17 protein-coding genes are annotated in these 19,304 nt (G+C 52.9%); 7 read left to right on the top strand and 10 right to left on the bottom strand.

The genetic code is table 11. The features are described from left to right. The first annotated feature begins 686 nt into the window (after positions 1-686). From DQG23_RS34975 to opp4C, 5 genes are all read left to right on the top strand, one after another. Entirely contained in the window at positions 687-1,649 is a 963-nt protein-coding gene (locus DQG23_RS34975) for an ABC transporter ATP-binding protein (protein WP_113035688.1), read from the top strand. A gap of 45 nt (positions 1,650-1,694) precedes the next feature. Further along, the gene (locus DQG23_RS34980; RefSeq protein ID WP_113035689.1) at positions 1,695-2,651 is read left to right on the top strand and encodes an ABC transporter ATP-binding protein; all 957 of its coding nucleotides are present in this window, start codon (positions 1,695-1,697) and stop codon (positions 2,649-2,651) included. Positions 2,652-2,677: 26 nt separating this feature from the next. Beyond that, positions 2,678-4,339, top strand: a complete 1,662-nt coding sequence (locus DQG23_RS34985) for a peptide-binding protein (RefSeq protein ID WP_113035690.1) — start codon at positions 2,678-2,680, stop codon at positions 4,337-4,339. Positions 4,340-4,519: 180 nt separating this feature from the next. Continuing rightward, positions 4,520-5,491, top strand: a complete 972-nt coding sequence (locus tag DQG23_RS34990) for an ABC transporter permease (protein WP_238178179.1) — start codon at positions 4,520-4,522, stop codon at positions 5,489-5,491. 5 nt (positions 5,492-5,496) lie between these two features. After that, the gene (gene opp4C / locus DQG23_RS34995; RefSeq protein ID WP_113035757.1) at positions 5,497-6,372 is read left to right on the top strand and encodes an oligopeptide ABC transporter permease; all 876 of its coding nucleotides are present in this window, start codon (positions 5,497-5,499) and stop codon (positions 6,370-6,372) included. A 220-nt stretch (positions 6,373-6,592) separates the two neighbouring features. On the opposite strand, the gene DQG23_RS35000 is transcribed toward opp4C, so the two are convergent. Continuing rightward, positions 6,593-7,678 (bottom strand): hypothetical protein, encoded by a 1,086-nt coding sequence (locus tag DQG23_RS35000; protein WP_202865993.1) that lies wholly within the window; start codon positions 7,676-7,678, stop codon positions 6,593-6,595. Between the two features lie 267 nt (positions 7,679-7,945). Next, positions 7,946-8,932: a GNAT family N-acetyltransferase gene (locus DQG23_RS35005; protein WP_158560864.1), complete on the bottom strand. Its 987-nt coding sequence runs from the start codon at positions 8,930-8,932 to the stop codon at positions 7,946-7,948. A 305-nt stretch (positions 8,933-9,237) separates the two neighbouring features. On the opposite strand from DQG23_RS35005, the gene DQG23_RS35010 reads away from it, so the two are divergent. Beyond that, on the top strand, positions 9,238-9,900 hold the full coding sequence (locus DQG23_RS35010) for a stalk domain-containing protein (protein WP_113035692.1): 663 nt from the start codon (positions 9,238-9,240) through the stop codon (positions 9,898-9,900). A gap of 119 nt (positions 9,901-10,019) precedes the next feature. Here the strand turns inward: DQG23_RS35010 and DQG23_RS35015 are convergent, their stop codons facing one another. Both DQG23_RS35015 and DQG23_RS35020 read right to left on the bottom strand, forming a co-directional pair. Continuing rightward, positions 10,020-11,360, bottom strand: coding sequence for a (Fe-S)-binding protein (locus DQG23_RS35015; protein WP_113035759.1), 1,341 nt, complete (start codon positions 11,358-11,360; stop codon positions 10,020-10,022). A gap of 136 nt (positions 11,361-11,496) precedes the next feature. Then, positions 11,497-12,915, bottom strand: coding sequence for an FAD-binding oxidoreductase (locus tag DQG23_RS35020; RefSeq protein ID WP_113035693.1), 1,419 nt, complete (start codon positions 12,913-12,915; stop codon positions 11,497-11,499). A 164-nt stretch (positions 12,916-13,079) separates the two neighbouring features. Between DQG23_RS35020 and DQG23_RS35025 the strand changes: the two genes are divergently transcribed. After that, positions 13,080-13,802, top strand: coding sequence for a FadR/GntR family transcriptional regulator (locus DQG23_RS35025; RefSeq protein WP_113035694.1), 723 nt, complete (start codon positions 13,080-13,082; stop codon positions 13,800-13,802). 70 nt (positions 13,803-13,872) lie between these two features. Here the strand turns inward: DQG23_RS35025 and DQG23_RS35030 are convergent, their stop codons facing one another. The 6 genes from DQG23_RS35030 to DQG23_RS35055 form a co-directional block, all read right to left on the bottom strand. Beyond that, positions 13,873-14,598: an NAD-dependent protein deacylase gene (locus tag DQG23_RS35030; RefSeq protein WP_113035695.1), complete on the bottom strand. Its 726-nt coding sequence runs from the start codon at positions 14,596-14,598 to the stop codon at positions 13,873-13,875. Between the two features lie 157 nt (positions 14,599-14,755). Next, the gene (locus DQG23_RS35035) at positions 14,756-15,937 is read right to left on the bottom strand and encodes a helicase-associated domain-containing protein (protein ID WP_113035696.1); all 1,182 of its coding nucleotides are present in this window, start codon (positions 15,935-15,937) and stop codon (positions 14,756-14,758) included. Then, positions 15,938-16,495, bottom strand: a complete 558-nt coding sequence (locus DQG23_RS35040; protein WP_113035697.1) for a hypothetical protein — start codon at positions 16,493-16,495, stop codon at positions 15,938-15,940. A 270-nt stretch (positions 16,496-16,765) separates the two neighbouring features. Then, a complete protein-coding gene (locus tag DQG23_RS35045; protein ID WP_113035698.1) occupies positions 16,766-18,136 on the bottom strand; it encodes an ABC transporter permease in 1,371 nt (456 codons plus the stop codon). 28 nt (positions 18,137-18,164) lie between these two features. Then, entirely contained in the window at positions 18,165-18,911 is a 747-nt protein-coding gene (locus DQG23_RS35050; RefSeq protein ID WP_113035699.1) for an ABC transporter ATP-binding protein, read from the bottom strand. 61 nt (positions 18,912-18,972) lie between these two features. Then, on the bottom strand, positions 18,973-19,281 hold the full coding sequence (locus tag DQG23_RS35055; protein ID WP_113035700.1) for a hypothetical protein: 309 nt from the start codon (positions 19,279-19,281) through the stop codon (positions 18,973-18,975). Positions 19,282-19,304: the final 23 nt, after the last annotated feature.

Consider the following 19,304-nt stretch of genomic DNA (forward strand, 5'->3'; position numbering starts at 1 on the left):
TTCATTTCCACTTACATAGTGGTTTTGAAGGTTCTTTTGCATCATTTATGGGATTCGCCCACTTGAGCGTACCCTTTTGGGACAGCCCCGCCGAATCGAAGCAGTCGGCCGCCTCTAACAATGAACTGGAAAGATAGGTTCGCTGCTCGCAAGGTTTTGGAATCCGATCCCTCTTATTATTCAAATTTTCACAGAAATTAGGACCCTGATCGCATGAAGTAATGAAGTCCCCCTCCTGGCATTTGCCCCCGTCTTCTTTTATTGTTATCCACTATCAGAAACCATGGCCGAAATCGGTCTAGTCCATTGTTTCAGCCACCTGCCGTATGCGACCAAATCACACCTGATATCCCAACATTTTTTAGTTGCATAAATATTATATTTTAATTAAAATACGATATTTAAATCTCACGAAATGAATGTTTATTATTTACATATTTACCATCATGAAAACTCTTTCATTTTCCAAACCAGAAACAATTATTGTAATTTATTGTTATTTTATTTTAGCGCACATTCGCATCAACACTTGAAAACATTGACTCTTTACCGTTTCATTCTACCAAAGGTTTAAAACGTTGATTCGCTAAAGCGAAAAAAACCGGGTTTACAAACTGGTAATTTATTTGTAGAATGAAGTCTGTTGACTTTGTGTACTTTACCGAAACGAAGTGAAGGTGAGCCGCTTGAAAGAAGCTATTTTGGAAGTGAAAGCGCTGCGGACTGTCTTTAAAGACAAGAAGCGCGAGAAAACAATTGTAGACGGGATCGACTTCGAAATAAAACCGAATGAAGTCGTCGCTTTAGTCGGGGAATCCGGCTGCGGGAAAAGTATGACGTCCTTATCGATCATGCAGCTTCTGCCCCGGTCCGGTGAAATTGTCGGCGGCGAAGTTCGTTTTCGCGGACGCAACCTGCTTGACTTGAAAAAGCGGGAAATGTCGAAAATTCGCGGACAGAACATTTCTATGATTTTCCAAGAACCGATGACCTCGCTCAATCCCGTTCTCACGATCGGTACACAGATGACGGAAGCCATCATTCGACATACGAAGGTTCCAAAACTGGAAGCGGTTTCAGTTGCGGACGAATGGCTGCGCCGCGTCGGGTTTCCGGATCCGGCCCGGATACGCAGGGAATACCCGCATCGCCTGTCCGGCGGCATGCGTCAACGGGTCATGCTGGCTATGGCCATGACATTGAAGCCGGAGCTGCTTATCGCGGACGAGCCGACGACCGCTTTGGACGTAACCATACAAGCCCAGGTCCTCGATCTGATGCGCGAGCTTGTGAAGGAAACGAAAATGTCGGTTTTGTTCATTACGCACGATCTTGGGGTCGTCGCCGAAATGGCCTCTCGGGTTATCGTCATGTATGCCGGGCAAATCGTCGAAACGGCCGATGTCCGCACTCTATTCACCTCTCCGCTGCATCCGTACACGAAGGGCCTGCTGAACTCCACGCCCCGTATGCACGGAAGCATCGAGAAGCTGTCGCCTATTCCAGGCTCCGTGCCGCCTGCCGGATCTTTCCCGGAGGGCTGCCGTTTTGCAGCGCGTTGTCCGATGGCGAAGCCGGAATGCAGCGCACGCATGCCGGAATTACGCGACATCGGCTCGGGTCATCAGGTCCGCTGCATCATGGTTTAACCGCAGCCGGCCTTTTCGAATCGTTGATAAAGGGGGACAGGGAACGTGAAAGCTCCGCTTCTTGAAGTGAAGGATCTCCGGAAGCATTTTCCAATCGGAGGCAAAAGCAAGAACGGCGTCGTCAAAGCGGTCGACGGCGTCAATTTGACGGTACACGAGGGCGAAACGCTCGGAATCGTCGGCGAATCCGGCTGCGGAAAGTCGACGGTCGGACGGCTTATTTTGCGCTTGCTCGATTTGACCAGCGGTGAAATTATTTTTAACGGCAAGGATCTCGGCCGAATGAGTCAACGCGAGCTCCGGCCGCTGCGCAAAGATTTGCAATGCGTGTTTCAAGATCCGTTCGCTTCGCTCAATCCGCGGATGTCGGTAGGAAGCGCAATTGCCGAGCCGATGTATTTGCAAGCCGGTCTCAGCCGCGCCGCCGCTAACAAGCGTGCGGAGGAGCTGCTCGAAACCGTAGGTCTCAGCGCGCAAGCCGCTGCGCTGTATCCGCATGAATTTTCGGGCGGCCAGCGCCAGCGTATCGCAATTGCAAGAGCGATTTCGCTGAAGCCGAAGCTCATTATCGCCGATGAGGCGGTATCTGCACTCGACGTATCGATCCAGGCGCAAATCGTGAACCTGCTGGGCGACCTGCAGGCGCAAACCAAAGTATCCTACTTGTTCATCTCGCATAACTTAAGCATCGTCCGGCATATTTCGGATCGCGTGGCTGTTATGTACTTAGGCCGCGTCGTTGAAACCGCGACTCGCGACCAATTGTTCGACAGCCCGAAGCATCCGTACACACAAGCTTTGTTGTCTTCCGTGCCTGAGCCGGATGTCGATCAGAAGCGCGAACGCATCGTTCTGAAGGGCGAAGTGCCGAACGCGGCCAACCCGCCGTCAGGCTGCGCCTTCCATCCGCGCTGTCCGCATGCGACGGACCGCTGCCGGATCGAGCAGCCCGCATTCCGCGAAGTGGAGCCGGGGCATTTCGCCTCGTGCCATTTCATATAAAAAGCTTCAAGAGAGGGGAAACACTGATGTCTAGAACTTCTTTCGGCAAAGTTACAACCGTAGCGCTTGCCGCAGTCATGTCCACCAGCTTGTTCTTGTCCGCTTGCGGTTCGAACAGCTCGGACAACAAAACCGATGCTTCCGCATCGCCAAGCGCCTCGACCGCACCTAAAGGGGAGAAGGTAGACGGCGGCGAAATTACGACGGCATACCTCGCAGATCCTCAAGGCTTTATCCGCTTCTGGGCGACGACGACTACTTCCACAGAAGTGATCGATCTTGTTTTCAGCAGCCTGTACGATTTCAACGAAAAGCAAGACATCGTGCCCGACCTCGCCGTAGGCCAGCCGACTTTCTCGGATGACAAGCTTGCGATGACCGTCAAAATCCGCACGGACGCGAAATTTTCCGACGGCCAGCCGGTAACCGCCGACGACGTCGTATTTACTTACAATATTCCGCTGAACCCCGACTACAAAGGGCCGCGCAAAGGCACGTTCGAGAAAGTGACGAAGGTCGAGAAAGTCGACGATTCCACAATCAAATTCTCGTTCAAAGAGCCGCATGCAGGCTTTATCGATATGATGATTTACAACATTTTGCCGCAGCACTTGCTGAAGGACGTAGCGGTGAAGGATATGGACAAATCCGAATTCTTCAAAAAGCCGATCGGCTCCGGTCCTTACAAGCTGGATGAGTGGAAGCAAGGACAATACCTGAAGTTCAGCCGTGTAGACTCGTACTTTGGCGGCAAACCGGCAATCGAGAAAGTGAACGCCAAAATCGTAGCCGACGCCAACGCCATGATGGCTCAGCTGCAAACCGGCGAAATCAACGTCGTTGCCGTACCTGCGGACCAGCTTGCGGCAATCGAGCAATTTACCAAAACAAGCCCTGACAAGCTCAAGCTGCAAAAAGGCATCAAAGCTTCCACCTACTCGTTCGTAGCGTGGAACCTGAACAACCCGCTGTTCCAAGACAAAAAAGTGCGTCAAGCGCTGTCGACGGCAATCGATCGTCAAGGCATCATCGACGGCGTAGCCGAAGGTCAAGGCGTAATCGTCAACAGCCAAACGCCTCCGACATACTGGAACTTCACGGACAGCGTGCCGAAATTCGATTTCAACGCTGAGAAAGCGAAGCAGCTGTTTGCGGAAGCCGGCTGGAAAGATACCGACGGCGACGGCATTCTCGACAAAGACGGCAAAAAATTCGAGTTCGAAATGCAAAACATTCAAGGCAACAAAGTTCGTGAAAAAGCGATGACCGTTATTCAGCAACAGCTGAAAAAAGTCGGCGTCGTGGTCAACACGCGTCTGTTCGAAGGTTCCGCCTTCTCGAAAAACTTCCAAGGCAAAAACTTCGAATCGATCTATTATGCTTGGAGCATCTCCGGAGACCCGAATCCGAAAGGCATCTGGCACTCCGCTGAAATCGAAACAGGCTTGAACACCGTATCGTACAAAAATCCGGAAGTGGACAAGCTGATCGACGAAGACTTGCTCACCTTCGATAAAAACAAGCGTAAAGAAATTCTCGGCAAAGTCGACGCGCTGATCGCGGAAGACCAGCCGTACACGTTCCTGTACTCGCCGACTACGACAATGGCATATCCGGCCAAACTTGAAGGCTTCAATGCGGAGCGCGACAGCCTGAAAGAAGTCGAGAAATGGTACTTCACGAAGTAATAGACTAGTATTTCCCCACGAGGATAAAAGGCTGCCGGCGTTCTCGACGCTGCCGTTTACCGAGACATACAAGCAATGAAGGGTACGTTTTCCGACCTTTTCAATAAGGCGTTAACCCTTCATTGCGGGGAAATTCCCAATCGCAAACTGCGTTTATCTTAAGGAAAGAAGTGAAATCCGTTGGTCCTCTACGCATTCAGGCGTTTATTAAACGCCATACCGATATTGATCGGCATCACGATCATTTCGTTCATCTTTGTCCACATGGCTCCCGGCGGACCGCTTTCGCAAATTGCCGAGGACCCGACGATCAAGGCTGTGGACAAGGAGAACCTGATCAAAGCCTACGGCCTGGATAAACCGCTTACGACACAGTACTGGGAAATGATCAGCGGCATGGCGCAGGGGGACTTCGGCACTTCTTTCTTCAAGAACGAACCGGTCTCCAGCATTATTCTGGATCGTTTGCCGAACACGCTGCTGCTGACGGTAACAAGCTTTATCGTCGCCATGCTGATCGGCATACCGATAGGGATCATTTGCGCACTCAAGCCGAATTCGCGGTTTGACCAAATCGTTTCCGGCATTACGTTTGCAGGCATATCTTTGCCTACATTTTGGCTGGGTATTCTATTGATCATGTTTTTCGCGGTTAAACTTGGCTGGCTTCCTTCCGGCGGTCTCAAATCGCTGAACGGAGATTTCAGCTTAATGGATCGCATCAAACACTTGATCCTGCCAATCCTGACGATGGCCGTCGGCGAGCTGGCCGTATGGACGCGGTATATCCGCTCCAGCATGATGGAAATCGTCAACCAGGATTACATGCGGACGGCAAGAGCCAAGGGGCTCAAAAGCAGCCGGATTCTTGTGCTGCACGGCTTCCGGAACGCGCTCATTCCGCTTGCTACTCTGTTCGGTCTTGCCATTCCTTCGTTTTTCGGCGGCGCGTTGTTTACCGAAAAGGTATTTTCGGTTCCCGGCATGGGCCTACTGTTCACTGAAGCGGCATTCCAGCGGGATTATCCGATCATTTTCGCGATTACGACGATCGCTGCTTTCCTGACTGTTTTCGGCAATATTATCGCCGACGTGATGATTGCGGCTCTTGATCCGCGCGTCAGCCTCGGCAATAAAGAAGTGAAGGTGTGAGAACGATGAACGTAGCTCTTTCCAATACGAGTCCGGTTGCAGCAAAGGCTCCCAAGAACCGCGCATGGGAACGATTCAAGAGGAACAAGCTCGCGGTCGTCGGTCTTTGCATCCTGACCGTCTTTATCTTGATTGCCCTGCTGGCGCCGGTCATCGCGCCGCATGATCCGGCCGAGCAGGATTTGCTGCAGAAGCTGAAGCCGCCAAGCTCCGAGCACTGGCTCGGCACCGACGAGCTCGGGCGCGACCTGCTCAGCCGTACGATGTATGGCGCCCGCATTTCGCTCGCGGTAGGTATTTTTGCGGTCGTGTTCAATCTGGTCATCGGGATCGCCGTCGGCGCGATTGCCGGTTATTACGGCGGGAAAGTGGATAGCGCGCTGATGCGTTTTGTCGATATTATGCTCACGTTTCCGCAGCTGTTCGTACTCATTACAGTCGTTACGCTGCTGAAGCCGAGCTTGACGAATATCATCATCGTGCTGGTCGTGTTCGGCTGGATGACCAAAGCCCGCTTGCTGCGTGGCCAGATTTTATCCATGAAAAACCGCGAGTTCGTAGACGCCGCGCGCACGATCGGAATGTCGGATTTCCGCATCATCTTTAAGCATGTGCTGCCGAACGCGATTGCGCCCGTCATCGTCTCCGCGACCTTGCAAATGGGCGGGATGATTTTGGCGGAGTCTTCGCTCAGCTTCCTCGGACTCGGCATTCAGCCGCCGACGGCAAGCTGGGGGAACATGCTGCAAGGCGCTTACAACATGACCGTCATGCTGAAGGCGCCATGGGTGGCGATCGCTCCCGGCTGTATGATCTTCCTGACGATCCTTAGCTTCAACTTCGTCGGCGACGGCCTCCGCAACGCTTTCGATTCGCGGTAGGTTGGATTATTTTCGGCAACAAGGCGGGAAAAAGGCATATAACAGGAAAAACTACAGCTACATTTGGATATTTACGCTTATTTAAGCAGTATCCATAATAGTAGCTGTAGTTTTTCCATTTATATCGATGAATCAGCGGGATTTTCGAAATTCAGCTGTAGTTTTTCCATTTCGCTTAGCGCTTGATCCATGTTTTTTATTAAACCGCGCAACTAACCTTCTACTCCCCCACGCACTCGCTCAAGAACGCAGGCTGATAGCCATGCTCCGTCGCCCATTTTGCAGCCGTCAAGAGCTTCTCTCTGAAATCCGGCTGGTAAGCCGAATAGTCGGAGTAGAAATACTGCTCGTGAATCATCAGCTCGATAAAGCCCGCTTCGTGCGGATTGGCGCGAACATGATCCAGCAGCGGAACGATATCTTCCTGGTTCGTTTTGTCCAGCACCATGTCGATTTTGGCAAATACGATGTCCTCGCTGTGGTCCTTCCAGAAATCGCGCTTGTTCAGATGAGCGATCCGGTCTTTGTCCAAATAGTATGAAACGATCGGCTCCCCGTCAACGAACTTGAAATACCCCGCCAGCGTGCCAATGCCGAATCCGCGCAAAGCTCTGGCGCCTTCGCGCGTCGCCTCGCCCCAATGGACGGTCGTAACGGGACTCAGCGACTCTTCCCCGGCAAAACGGATAATCTCCCTCGTAACCTTCTCGCAATCCGCCAAAATAATTTCGGTCGCCGTCGACTTATAAGGCTTATCGGGAAACTCCTGATTCGCGTGGAACGTCAGCCGCAGCCAGTGAGCGTTAGCCTTCCACTCTTCCTTGTACTTGTCCGGCATTTGGGACAGGTCGAAGCCTTCCGTGCTATAAAACAGATTCAGATGCACTTTCGTTCCGTACGTATCGTACAGCTCTTTATAAACGCTCAAGTATGGATTTTCAAAAATGGATTCGTATTTATCGCTGTTAGCCGCAATATCCCGCAAAAACCAAATATTATCGTCGACCGATACCCGGTATTTTTGCGTAGCGTTTCTCAGCCAGTATACGGTAACCTCTTCGGTATTACCGGTTCCCTCTTCCGCGATCGCAATCGTATTCCGGTAGCCGTCCAAGCCGATCTCCGCGGCAAACCCGTCGCCCGACCGTTCCGCCGCAGCCCCGTTCACCGTAAACTTACTCTCCGCAGCTCCGGCCAAACGCACCTGGATGTATAACCTTTCCTCCCGTACAATGCCGTCATACTCATTCAACATATCGCCATCCAATGGAAAAAGCAGCGCTGAAGTTCCGTTCATTTTGCTCATATGATTGCTCCTTAATGATATATTGTTATGGAAAGTTTATTGGCTCGCATGGCTTCTATTATTATACAACATTACTCCACTATCGAACAGGTATGATACAAGTTTAATATGTAAAACCAACGAACTCCTCTTCCTCCCTCCTTTGGCTTAGTATCCGGTTTAACAGTCTTCATTGTTGGGGAGTCGGCAAATGAAAAAGCAACGTGTAGCCCCCCCAATAACCAAGGGTTTTACACGTTGCTTGTTAAAAGCGCCGGAGCCGCAAACTCATCCAAGCTCGCGCACCATCTTATAGTTCCCGGGCTCCGCCCGGAAGCCGATCAGGTCCCGGTTGATTCGCAGCATCGGGCCGTTCATCGAATCGTTGTGCGTCTTCAAGTAGGGAACACCGCAGGAGATGGCGGTTCGCACGGCGAGCATCTTTAGGGCAAGCGTAATACGGCGTCCGCGGTATTCCCGAAGCATGCAGGTGTAATCGTGATACATCGCGCGCGTCTGCTCGTTCTGCTGCAGCGCGACGGCGCCGATATAGCGTTCGCCATCCTTGGCGATATGGAACCATTCCGGCCGTACGCCGGCCGAATCGATGTTCCATTTGCGCCATTCCTCGAACCAAGGAAAATCGCCGGCATAACCCGGAATATCGGGATGCGTTTCCTTGTAAAGCTCATACAGCTTTCTCTCGCTCGCCGCTCCCGGCTCATCCGCCAACGTGACGAAGCGGATTCCGGCTCGCTCTGCCTCGGCTATCGAATCATACAGTCCGCCGCCGTCGAACGCTTCCAGATCCAGAACGGATTCGAACATATGGCGTTCTTGGACATAATCGCGGCGCTTCGCGAAAGCGATCGAAGACTCATCCGACTCTCTTATGTAGTCGATCAGACGGGAAGCCTTGACCTCCCCAGCCCATTCATAGAGCGCCGCATACAAGGCTCTTCCTATTCCTCTGCCCTGGCTATCCGGTTGTACGACAACCGTTTGAAACAAGGTTCCGGGCTCCGTCCATGGCGCCCGGGAAGCGATCGCGTAACCGACGACTTGCCCTTCTCCGTCTTCCGCGACCCATTTGGGACGATCCCATCCCATAAGCCGGCCGTCTTCATCATAGTGCAGCTTGCCGGGAGGAATTTTATCCTCCTCTTCCTTCAGACGTTCGGCCGTCGTCGGCTCCGACCAGATCGTATTTAGAATCGGCGCCACGGCCGCGTAATCATCAGGCTGCCGCATTCGCCGAATAACAAACTTCGTCATCCTACTCCCCCCATCCGAATCAAGTAATCTCTCCATCATGATTATCCCATGCCTTGTAGTCCGTTACATGGGGGAGTTTGACTATAGGAGAAGATTCTGACGCGGAACCGGGGAAATCGAAATATTCGCCGGCGTGAAATAATCGTGCAACCAAAACATATAGCTCTGAATGAACGGAAGCAAGCCGCCGAGGCTCATGAAGGATGCACTCAAGCAACAGTTGTAAGGTCTTTTGGTCCATTTCAAAAGCGACCGAAACCATTTATACTTTAAATAAATATAGATTAATAGGGAGTGTAGAGAAAATGAGGAAAAAGTGGGTAGCGTCCGCAATCGGCGCATCTTTGCTTCTAGGCGCTAGCGCAGGCGTATATGCGGGTGCGAATTTACAGGAAATCACAGCTTACCTGAACCACAGCATCAAAATCAAAGTTGACGGGAAGCCGGTCGAGCTTAAAGATGAAGATGGGAATCCGGTCATTCCGATTACTTACGACAATAAAACTTACCTGCCTGTCCGCGCGGTTTCCGATTCGTTAAAGGTTGCGGTGGATTGGGATAACGAGACGTCGACCGTCCTGCTCGGGGAAAAAGTGGACGGCGTCTCCATCGATACCGGAGAGGAATTAAGCATACATACTACCCAAGATCCGGCGCAAACGACTTTTAAGGGCAAGGATTATAAATTGGCCATTACATACGCGGGTAACGACAGCATCATGTTTTATCCCAAAAAGAACTATCAAAAGCTGTACCTGCAAATCGCCGCAATCGACCAGGACATGGAAATCGAGTTCAAGGATAGCGATACTTTCCAAACGCTGAAGGCAAAAACAACGATCAAGGCAAACAGCGGCTTGAACACGATTGAAGTCGATATCGGCGGGATTTCCGAAATTTGGACCGACGTTTCCGTGAAAAATGGCGGCTCTTTCTTCATACCGATTACGACGTCCTATTATAAATAATAGGATTACCGGCTCGAAATATAAGCAATCGTCATGTGAAACATATAAAGTCTTATCTTTTATGAAAAAAAGGGATCTCCGAGCTTGCCGGAAATCCCTTTTCTTTTGCTATGACGTTATTATTTTTTGACGCTTCCGTCCTTGCCTTCTCCCGAGATCCGCTCGTACAGGAAGTCGACGATGTGGACCGCCTCCATCTTGCCCGATTGACCGTGGCGTTCGACGCCCAGCTTCATCTGCAGCAGACAGCCCGGATTGCTCGTAAGCAGGTAGTGCGCGTCCGTTTTCTTGACATGCTCCATCTTATGGTCGAGAATCTGATTCGCCATTTCCGGCTGCGTCAGGTTGTAAATACCCGCCGAGCCGCAGCAGCGGTCGGATTCCTTCAGCTCGACGAACTCGATGTCGGCGACGCTCTTCATCAGCTGGCGAGGCGCCGTGCTCGACTTCATGACATTGCGCAAGTGGCACGAATCCTGATACGTAATACGCGTCGTGCCGCAGGACGAGCCGTCCTTGCCGCAGGAAGGCGCCTTCGTACCCGATTGCAGCGCATTCGCAGCCGCGGCGGCATCCGCAAAATGCGGAATGCGGCCTTTCTCGACGATGAGCTGGCTGACGTCTTTAACGCGCTTGGCGAACCATTCTCCGCCGTCCGCCCATTCCGGATCGTCATGCAGCAGGTGATCGTACTCGACGAGCAGCGCGCCGCAGCCGCCTGCGTTCGATGCGATGTAATCGACGCCCGCGTCTTTGAAGGCGCGGATGTTCGAACGGGCCAGGCCGCGCGCCAAATCCATCTCGCCGCTGTGCGCATGAAGCGCGCCGCAGCAGTTTTGCGTTTCCGGGATGACGACCTCGAAGCCCGCTTCGGATAGAAGCTTCACGGTATTCACATTTGTTTGCGTAAACAGAACGTCCATGATACAGCCGCGGAACATGCCTACGCGGGCGATCGGCGTCCCTTTGGCCGGTACGAACGTGCCAATCTTCTCGATGACGCCCTTGCTCGAAGCCTCCGGCAAGATCGTCTCCATCTCGCGCATATGCGACGGGAACAGCTTCATGATGCCGGCTCCGTGCACGAGGCGGCGAACGCCGCTTTTTTGATAGAAGCTCAGGCTCGCGCCAATCCAGCGCATCCGGTTCTGATGCGGGAATACCTTTTTGAACGCAACGTTCCGGGCGATCTTCACCCACCAGCGGTGCGAATCGGTATGATCCTCGATCGCGTCGCGCGCTTGCTCGATCAACTGCCCGTATTGAACGCCCGCCGGACATGCCGGCTCGCAGGCGCGGCAGCCTAGACAATGGTTCATTTGATCCTCGAACGCTTTATCCGGTGTCATGATGCCGTCCGCGACGGCTTTCATCAAGGCGATACGGCCGCGCGGCGATTCGGGCTCGAAGCCCGTTTCTTTGAACGTCGGGCATGCCGGCAAACAGAAGCCGCAGCGCATGCAGTTGGTCAATTGCTCGTAATCCAGCGACAATTTCAGCTTTTGCGCAAGCGGGTTGTTCGCAAACGGGTCGAGCGTAGGAGTGGAAGTCCCGCCGCCATGTCCCCCATGCGCATCATGCTGTTTCAGTGCTTGCTCAGCCACGTTGGATCACCACCCTTTTGCGCGTTTCACGCGCGAACATTTTGCCCGGATTGAGCAGGTTATTCGGGTCGAAAGCCTGTTTGATGCCGCGCATCACATCGATGCCTGCTTTGCCGACTTTCCATTCCAGATACGGCGCTTTGACGAGGCCGACTCCATGCTCTCCCGTAATCGTGCCGCCTAGCTCGATCGCCGCTTCGAAAATTTCCGCAAACGCCTCTTCGACGCGGTGAATTTCTTCCGGGTCGCGCGCATCGGTCGTTGCCGTCGGATGCAGGTTGCCGTCGCCGGCGTGGCCGAACGTACAAATTTGCACGTTGTATTTTTGCGCGATTCTATTGATTTCAAGTACCATATCGGCGATTTTGGAGCGAGGCACGGTCGCATCCTCCAAAATCGTCGTCGGACGCAAGCGGGCCAAAGCCGTAAATGCGCTGCGGCGAGCCGTCAGCAGCTTAAGCGCCTCGTCCTGGTTTTGCGCTACGCTTACTTGAGCCGCTTTCTCCTCTTCGCAAATGCGCGTAATGAGCGCGATGTCGCGTTCGACAGCCGATTCCTCGGCGCCGTCTTGTTCGATCAGCAGGATCGCAGCCATATCGAGCGGCAAACCAAGCTTGGCAAAATCGTCGACGACGCGAATCGTCGGATTGTCGAGAAATTCGAGCGTAGCCGGGATGATCCGGTTTTCGATAATCTTCGAAACGGTGCGTGCGGCTCCATAAATATCCGTGTACATCGCCAGCATCGTCTTTTTATATTTCGGCGGCGGAATGAGCTTCAGCGTCGCTTCGGTAATAATCGCGAGCGTTCCCTCGGAGCCGACGAGCAGCTTCGTCAGGTCATATCCTGCAACATCCTTCATCAGCTTGCCGCCTGTGCGGATAATTTCGCCGCTGGCAAGAACGGCTTCAAGACCGATGACGTAATCTTTGGTCGTGCCGTATTTCAGACCGCGAAGTCCGCCGGAGCACTCGGCGATGTTGCCGCCGATCGTCGAAATCGCCATGCTGCTCGGATCGGGCGGGTAAAACAACCCGAGTTCTTCAACATGCGTAATGAACTCCTTCGTATTCAGTCCCGGTTGAACGATAGCCGTCAAATTTTCGAGATCGACTTCCAGGATACGGTTCATCCGGTGCATGACCATGACGATGCCGCCCTCCGTCGGTACCGTCCCCCCGCATAAATTCGTGCCCGACCCGCGGCTTACGATCGGAATGCGGTGCTTCGCCAGCACCTTGACGATATCCGATACTTCCTGCGTACTGCCCGGATAAATAACGCCGTCCGGCAGCGATTGCAGCATCGGCGTTCCGTCATAGGAATGCGTAACGAGCGTCTCGTTATCATCTTTATAGTATTTATCCCCAACAATGGCGCGAAGCTCGCGTTTAACCGATTCCTCCAGCATGAAAACAGCCTCCCCTAATATAACCGAGATCCTCAAAATAAATCAGGTCATCTGATGACTTTTGTTCTATTATATCGTATGCTTAAATGAGTGTATAGAGTGAGAATCAAAAACGCTGGGAGAAAATATATAACGCCATTATCAGCCGACTTTGGAGGAAAACGATGAACGCAAATCCGCTAAAGCCGCCTAAAGGCTATGAGCTTGTTATGGAACATATCAAAAAACAAATCGAAAGCGGCGCTCTGCCGCCCGGAACGAAGCTTTCTTCGGTCGTCGATCTCGCGGGCAGCTACGGCGTCGGCCGTTCTACGATCCGCGAAGCATTAAGCGCGCTTAAAGCGATGGGCTGGCTCGATATTCGCCAAGGCGGAGGAACGTTTGTTAAAAAGGAGCTGCCTGGGGAAACTACGGAGGATAAACCGTTCGGAACGTTATTTCAGAAAACCGATTCGCTGCAGGAGGTGCTCGAGGTGCGCAAGCTGCTGGAGAGCGGCTGCGCGTCGCTTGCCGCAGTAAACCGCAGCGAGGAAGATCTGCGGCTTCTAGGCGAGATTTTGGAGGAAATGTCTTCGCTTCTTGACGATGAAGCCGCCAGCGAGCAAGCGGACGTCCGCTTTCACCTTCAGATCGCCAAGGCGACCGGAAATTCGCTGCTCGTGCAAATGATGGAGTCGCTCTCCCAGCGTATGCATGCGTCGATGAAGGATTTGCGGCGGCTCTGGTTTTACGCGGAGCGTGCTTCGGCCGAACGGCTGCTGGACGAGCACCGCAGCGTGTTCGAAGCGATATCCGCACAGGACGGCTCGCTTGCCGGCGAGCGGATGCTTAAGCATTTGCTGAAGGTGGAGAACGTGCTGCGCAAAGCGAATGCGGCGGGAAATTGATAGAGAAATGCGCGTCTCGGCGGACTTAGAGTTCCATCGCCGAGGTGCGTTTTTTTCTCTATCGATCAACTCAGCATAGCGAATTCAACACTTTGCCGATGCTGTCGCGGATGACGAATCGCGCCTGGCTGTCATACGGCGTGGACGATTTGTTGATCAGGATCAGATTGTCTCCCCGGTATAGTCCGACGAGTCCCGCAGCGGGATTGACGGTCAGCGACGTTCCGCCGACGATCAGCACATCCGCTTCAGAGATCGCGGCAATCGCTTGTTCGAGAACCGCTTCATCGAGCATCTCTTCGTACAGCACGACTTCAGGCTTAACCGTCCCGCCGCATTCATCGCAAACCGGAATGGCATCCTCGCTCGCAACAATGTGCTCCAGCGCAAAAAACTTCGCGCAGCTCATACAGCGGTTTCGGTGCACGGAGCCGTGCAGCTCCAATACGCTGCCGCTGCCTGCCAGTTGATGCAGACCGTCGATATTTTGCGTAATGACCGCTTTAAGCCTGCCATCCCGCTCCAGCTGAGCCAATGCGACGTGGGCCGCGTTCGGCTTGGCGTCCTTGTAGATCATTTTCGACCGGTAAAACTCGTAAAATTGTTCCGTATGCTCCGTAAAAAAGCTGCGGCTCAGCATCACCTCCGGCGGATAAGTTTGCTTCGTTTTCGTTTGGTAAAGTCCCGCTTCCGAACGAAAATCCGGAATGCCGCTCTCCGTAGACGTCCCCGCTCCCCCAAAAAAGACGATATTCCGGCTCGCCGAAACGATACGCTTAACCTCTTCGTATGACATGTTCCGCACAACCTTTCCCTATTCCCCTAACTGATGATTGAGCAAATTATACACAGTACACAAGCCGACAGCAACGTTTGAAAGCCCCCTGTTTTCCAGGAGGCTGTAAATCATGGTGAGCAACACGCCATTCGGCAATTGTCGCCTGATCTGATCGCTAAGTGCGTTTAAGCTCCCCCTCGATCGAGCAAAAAAGCTGTTTTTTCTCGATTTCCTTTTTCACTTTGCCGATCGACTTGTCCCCGATTTCAAAAGCGCGAGTCAGATCACTCACGATATGATTACGAATCGGCTTGGCATTTTTCAGCTCGTCCATCAAAAGGGGATCGTCCGTCTCCACGATCAAGGCCTGTCGGATTCGTATTTTCCCGCTTTTCATTTCCCAATCTTGAAGCATTTGACTGACGTCCTCAGGCACCCCATGCTCGCTGTTCGCAACCAGATAATCAGCGATTTCTTTCATTTCGATTCCTTGATTCAGCGCGTTGACCATTGATGCGAACGATAGCCTGTAAACCGGTTCCATACCTTCGGAAGCTTTCTCCGCAAACCGGTCGAAAAACAGCTTATGAACTTCCAGGGAGGCCGTGATATCGCCGTTCGGATGAATGATCAGTCCCGTTTGCCTGCGCGCAAAAGAATCGCCCAATCCGCTCTCATATGCATCATTGATGCCTAGTAGATACGCCCCGAACTCATTCAAGCGGAAATATAGCACTTTCTCAAAATTGAAGTACACCTCGTTCTCCGAGTACACAAACCCGATGTCGACCATCCCGATTGCGGACAGGTACTCCAGCAATGCTACCTCGACGAATCTGCCCTCAATTTCATCCCAGCTATGTTGGATGCAATAGTATCGGTGATAGGAGTCATATGTAAGAATTTCTCCTGTTACCAAGGTAAGAAAGTTTCTGTCCTTCTTCTTGATATAATAAAGCAGTTCCTCTACAGCTATCCACTCATTCATCGGACATAAGCGCAAATAGGATAATAAAAGCGCTCTGCAGCTTTTGAAATGCGCCCCTCTCTCCGTCTGCGCCTTGATCTCGCGAATACGTCCAAGTTCATCTATGTGACTATCGTTAAGGTACGCTTCAAGCAGCAGCCTGCCCTTGTCGATATGGCTTCCTGCCAGGAAGGACTCCGCGTCCAACCCGAGCGCAAGCACGCCGTTATCGTCCCGCAAGACCGATGCAGCCAGCAGCAGCCGGGATATGCCGTAGATTCGCGTCGTTTGCTCGACTACCCGGATGTTTTCCAGTTCCCCTTCACTTGGCAAAGGCTCCTTTAATTCGAGAACCTCGTCCATTTTCAATACGGCGGCTTTGGTCGGCATTCAGCTTCCCTTGGTCGTTCTAAGCTTGAAGCTGTTAGCGAGCTTGACGATCGCTATTAAATCCCGTTCGAAGCCGGAACCCGGCGCCAGCCTATGGTCCGTTCTGTCCTCGATCCGTTCCTGTACAGGGGAAAACCGGATTTCGATCGGCTTCACCATTCGTTGCAGTATGGCAAATAACGGAGCTGGAATATTCCTCCCGATAAAAAACAACCTTGCCGGCGAGTGTTGCTCGAACAGATCGGCAACATGTCGAGAATAGTGGCTCCATAGGGGCTTTCGGTCATATTTTTCGAAAATAGGATTGATATCTTCGCTCTCCAAGACCTGAAAACTCCGCACGTATTCTTCCATAAGCTCCTTTTCCAGGCCGTGGAGCCGGCTCCACAGAGCGATTATGTTGTCTTCGTTGGACAGATAAGCGTTTAACTCAGCTATCATTTCCGCTTTTCTCATTTTTGTATGACGCAAGCCTGCAAGCTTTAACAAAATCGGTAACGATTCGTAGCTCCGGAAGGTAGAGGTTGTCAAATTTTCTAAGTAAACGCTCAAATCCACAATACGTTCCCCTTTATTTCAAGCGTGCAACGCAACCGATGCCACTCTGCCGCCGCGTTCAGATTGTTCAATGCCCGTTGTCCCATATGCCCTTTATTATACATGACTTTCGGCTTACTGAATATCGCAGCATACTACTTTACAACAGCTTGCGCATACTTATGTGGGGCCGCCAATTGACAATCCGTTCATGTTTCCATCCGACATGGAAAACCGTCCGGTTCCCCGGACGGTTTGGCTTTAACGCAGCTTGATATTCCCAAATATCCCCTACACATCTCTTCGCAGCGCGCGAAGCACATCGACCTTGGTCGCCCGTTTCGCCGGACGGGAGCCGGATAATATTGCGACGCCAAGCGATATGACGGCGGCAATAATAACCAGCAGCGGCGGAATGAGCGAGAAGCGGAAATCCGCAGGCACTTTCTCCTCCAGGAACGATTGGATCAGGATCGGCAGAGCCGTGTTGACCGCAATCGACAGCACGTACGAAACAATGATGCCGATGACGGCGCCGAATAAACCGATTAATCCGCTCTCAAGCAGGAAGATGCGGCGGATCGCCGACGGATGCGCGCCGATCGCTTTCATGATGCCGATATCCTGCGCCCGTTCGGTCACCGCCATCGTCATCGTATTAAAGATGCCGATCGAAGCGATCAGAACGGCGATCGTGCCGACGAAGACAAGTCCGATTTTCATAATCAGAAACACCATGTTGACCTGCTTCAATTCATTGGCGATCGAATGGTTCAAATACCCCTTGTCGCGAACCTGCTCCCCGATTCCTTTGACATACTGAGCGCCGTCCGCAATGACCTGCACCTGCGTATACTCGCGCGGCTCAGCCGGCGATTTGGGCTGCTCGCGCTGCGCTTGATTTTTCTCGTCCTTCGATTCGGGCTGACGGATTTCCCCGAGCTGCGTCCCGGTAATCGACTCGATCTTCTGCAGAACCTCTTCTCCGATATATACGCTCTTATCTTTCTTCCATTCGCGCGTCGGTTCTTTCGTAACGCCCACGATCGTGACCGTCATCGGCGTCTTCTGCTCGGCGCCGTTCACCAGCTGACGCACCTCGAACTGCAGCTTCTTGCCGATCAAATCCTTGGCAGGGGCGGATTCCGGCTTGCTCGGTGCGGTCGCGCTCCCCTCGCTCTGCTCTTCGCCGGTAGGCTCGGCCTCCCGGATATTGTAACCGATCACGACTTCGTCGGCTCCCTGCGGCAGACGGCCTGCGCTAAGCCCGAAGCCCGCCTTCGTCTCGGCCTCGAAGTCGACGGCGATCGTTCCGCCGCCCGGCACCGCCGTTCCGTCGACGGACATGTTCAACCCTTGCCGAAGGTAATTCCGGTAGGTGACCGCTTTAACATGTTCGACCGAGCGCAAATATTGGAGGTCGTCGCCGGTCATTTCGTTTACGTGCTTGCCTCCTACTTCTTTTCCCCATACATCGATCGCCGTCACGACCCGGTCGCCGATCATTTTGTCGACGATGCTTTTCTGCAATCCGAAGCCCACCGAAGCGAGCACGATCAGAAATGCGCAGCCCATCGCAGTCGCTAACACGGTCATGAACAGGCGGGATTTGTTTTTTTTCATATTTTGCCGGACAAACCGGACCTGATCCGAAAATTTCATCTCTTTTATTTCTCCTTCTTCTCTGAGCTTATGAGCGCACCAGCGGGATTACCCCGCCGGCGCCCGGCGCAAAAGGTTCGGCTGTGACGTTTCTTTGCGGCTGAACCAGTCTGCCGTCCTGAAGCATTACGGTGCGGTGGGCTACCGCGGCGACCTGATCGTCATGCGTAATGATCAGGAAAGTCGTGCCCTGTTCCCTGTTCAGCTCGCCGATCAAAGCGAGCAGCTGGCGCTCGTTTTCGCTGTCAAGACTGCCTGTCGGCTCGTCAGCCAGTACGATCGGCGGATTGAGCACGAGCGCCCTCGCCACCGAGACGCGCTGCTGCTGGCCGCCCGACAGCTCGCCGGGATAATGGCCTGCGCATTCGGACAAGCCTACGCGATCGAGCAGCTCTATAACCCGCTTCTTGCGCTGCTCCAAGCCGACTCCCTTCAGCACGAGCGGCAGCTCGACGTTCTCGAACGCCGTCATGCTCGGAATCAGCTGAAAGCTTTGGAACATGAAGCCGAAAAAAGCAAGCCGAAAATCCGCCCATTCCCCTTCGCTCAGCTTGGTGACCGTTTGGCCGCCGATTCGAATCTCCCCGGATGTCGGCCGGATATATCCGGAAATCAGATTGAGCAGCGTCGATTTGCCGGATCCGCTCCGCCCGACGATCGCCACGACTTCCCCCTGCTCCACGCGCATATCGATGCTATGAAGAACCGGTATAATGCGTTCTTTTCCCTTCTTGCCGATTGCAAACTGATGGCTGATGTTATTTACCTCAATCATTGTGTATCCTCCCGCTCTATATAATTACGAAAATGGGTTCGTACGCTCGCATTTCAGCGCGCTACCCCGCATATCCCGTCCGCTCCCGCAGCAGTCCTTGCTTCACTGCCAGCGCTTGTATGGTAGCGGCGCGTTTCGCCTTCTGACTCTGCACCGTCACCGGCTCCAGGAAAAAAGCTTCATCCCGCAAAAGCTCCATGAGCGCTTTACGTAGGGCAACGATCGCTTCCGCCTCGTCCCCGAGCAAATAAAACGCGACTTTATAACATAAGCCTTCATGACCTCTAAGAATATTCAATTTATCGGATGGAGCCAGCCCCCGATCGCTCCGACCACCCTTCCGACCGACAGCTTGTTCAGACCGGTACATGTCCTTCCTCCGTTCCGGATTCA

The organism is Paenibacillus contaminans, from assembly GCF_003285015.1.
Classification (GTDB): Bacteria; Bacillota; Bacilli; order Paenibacillales; family NBRC-103111; genus Paenibacillus_V; species Paenibacillus_V contaminans.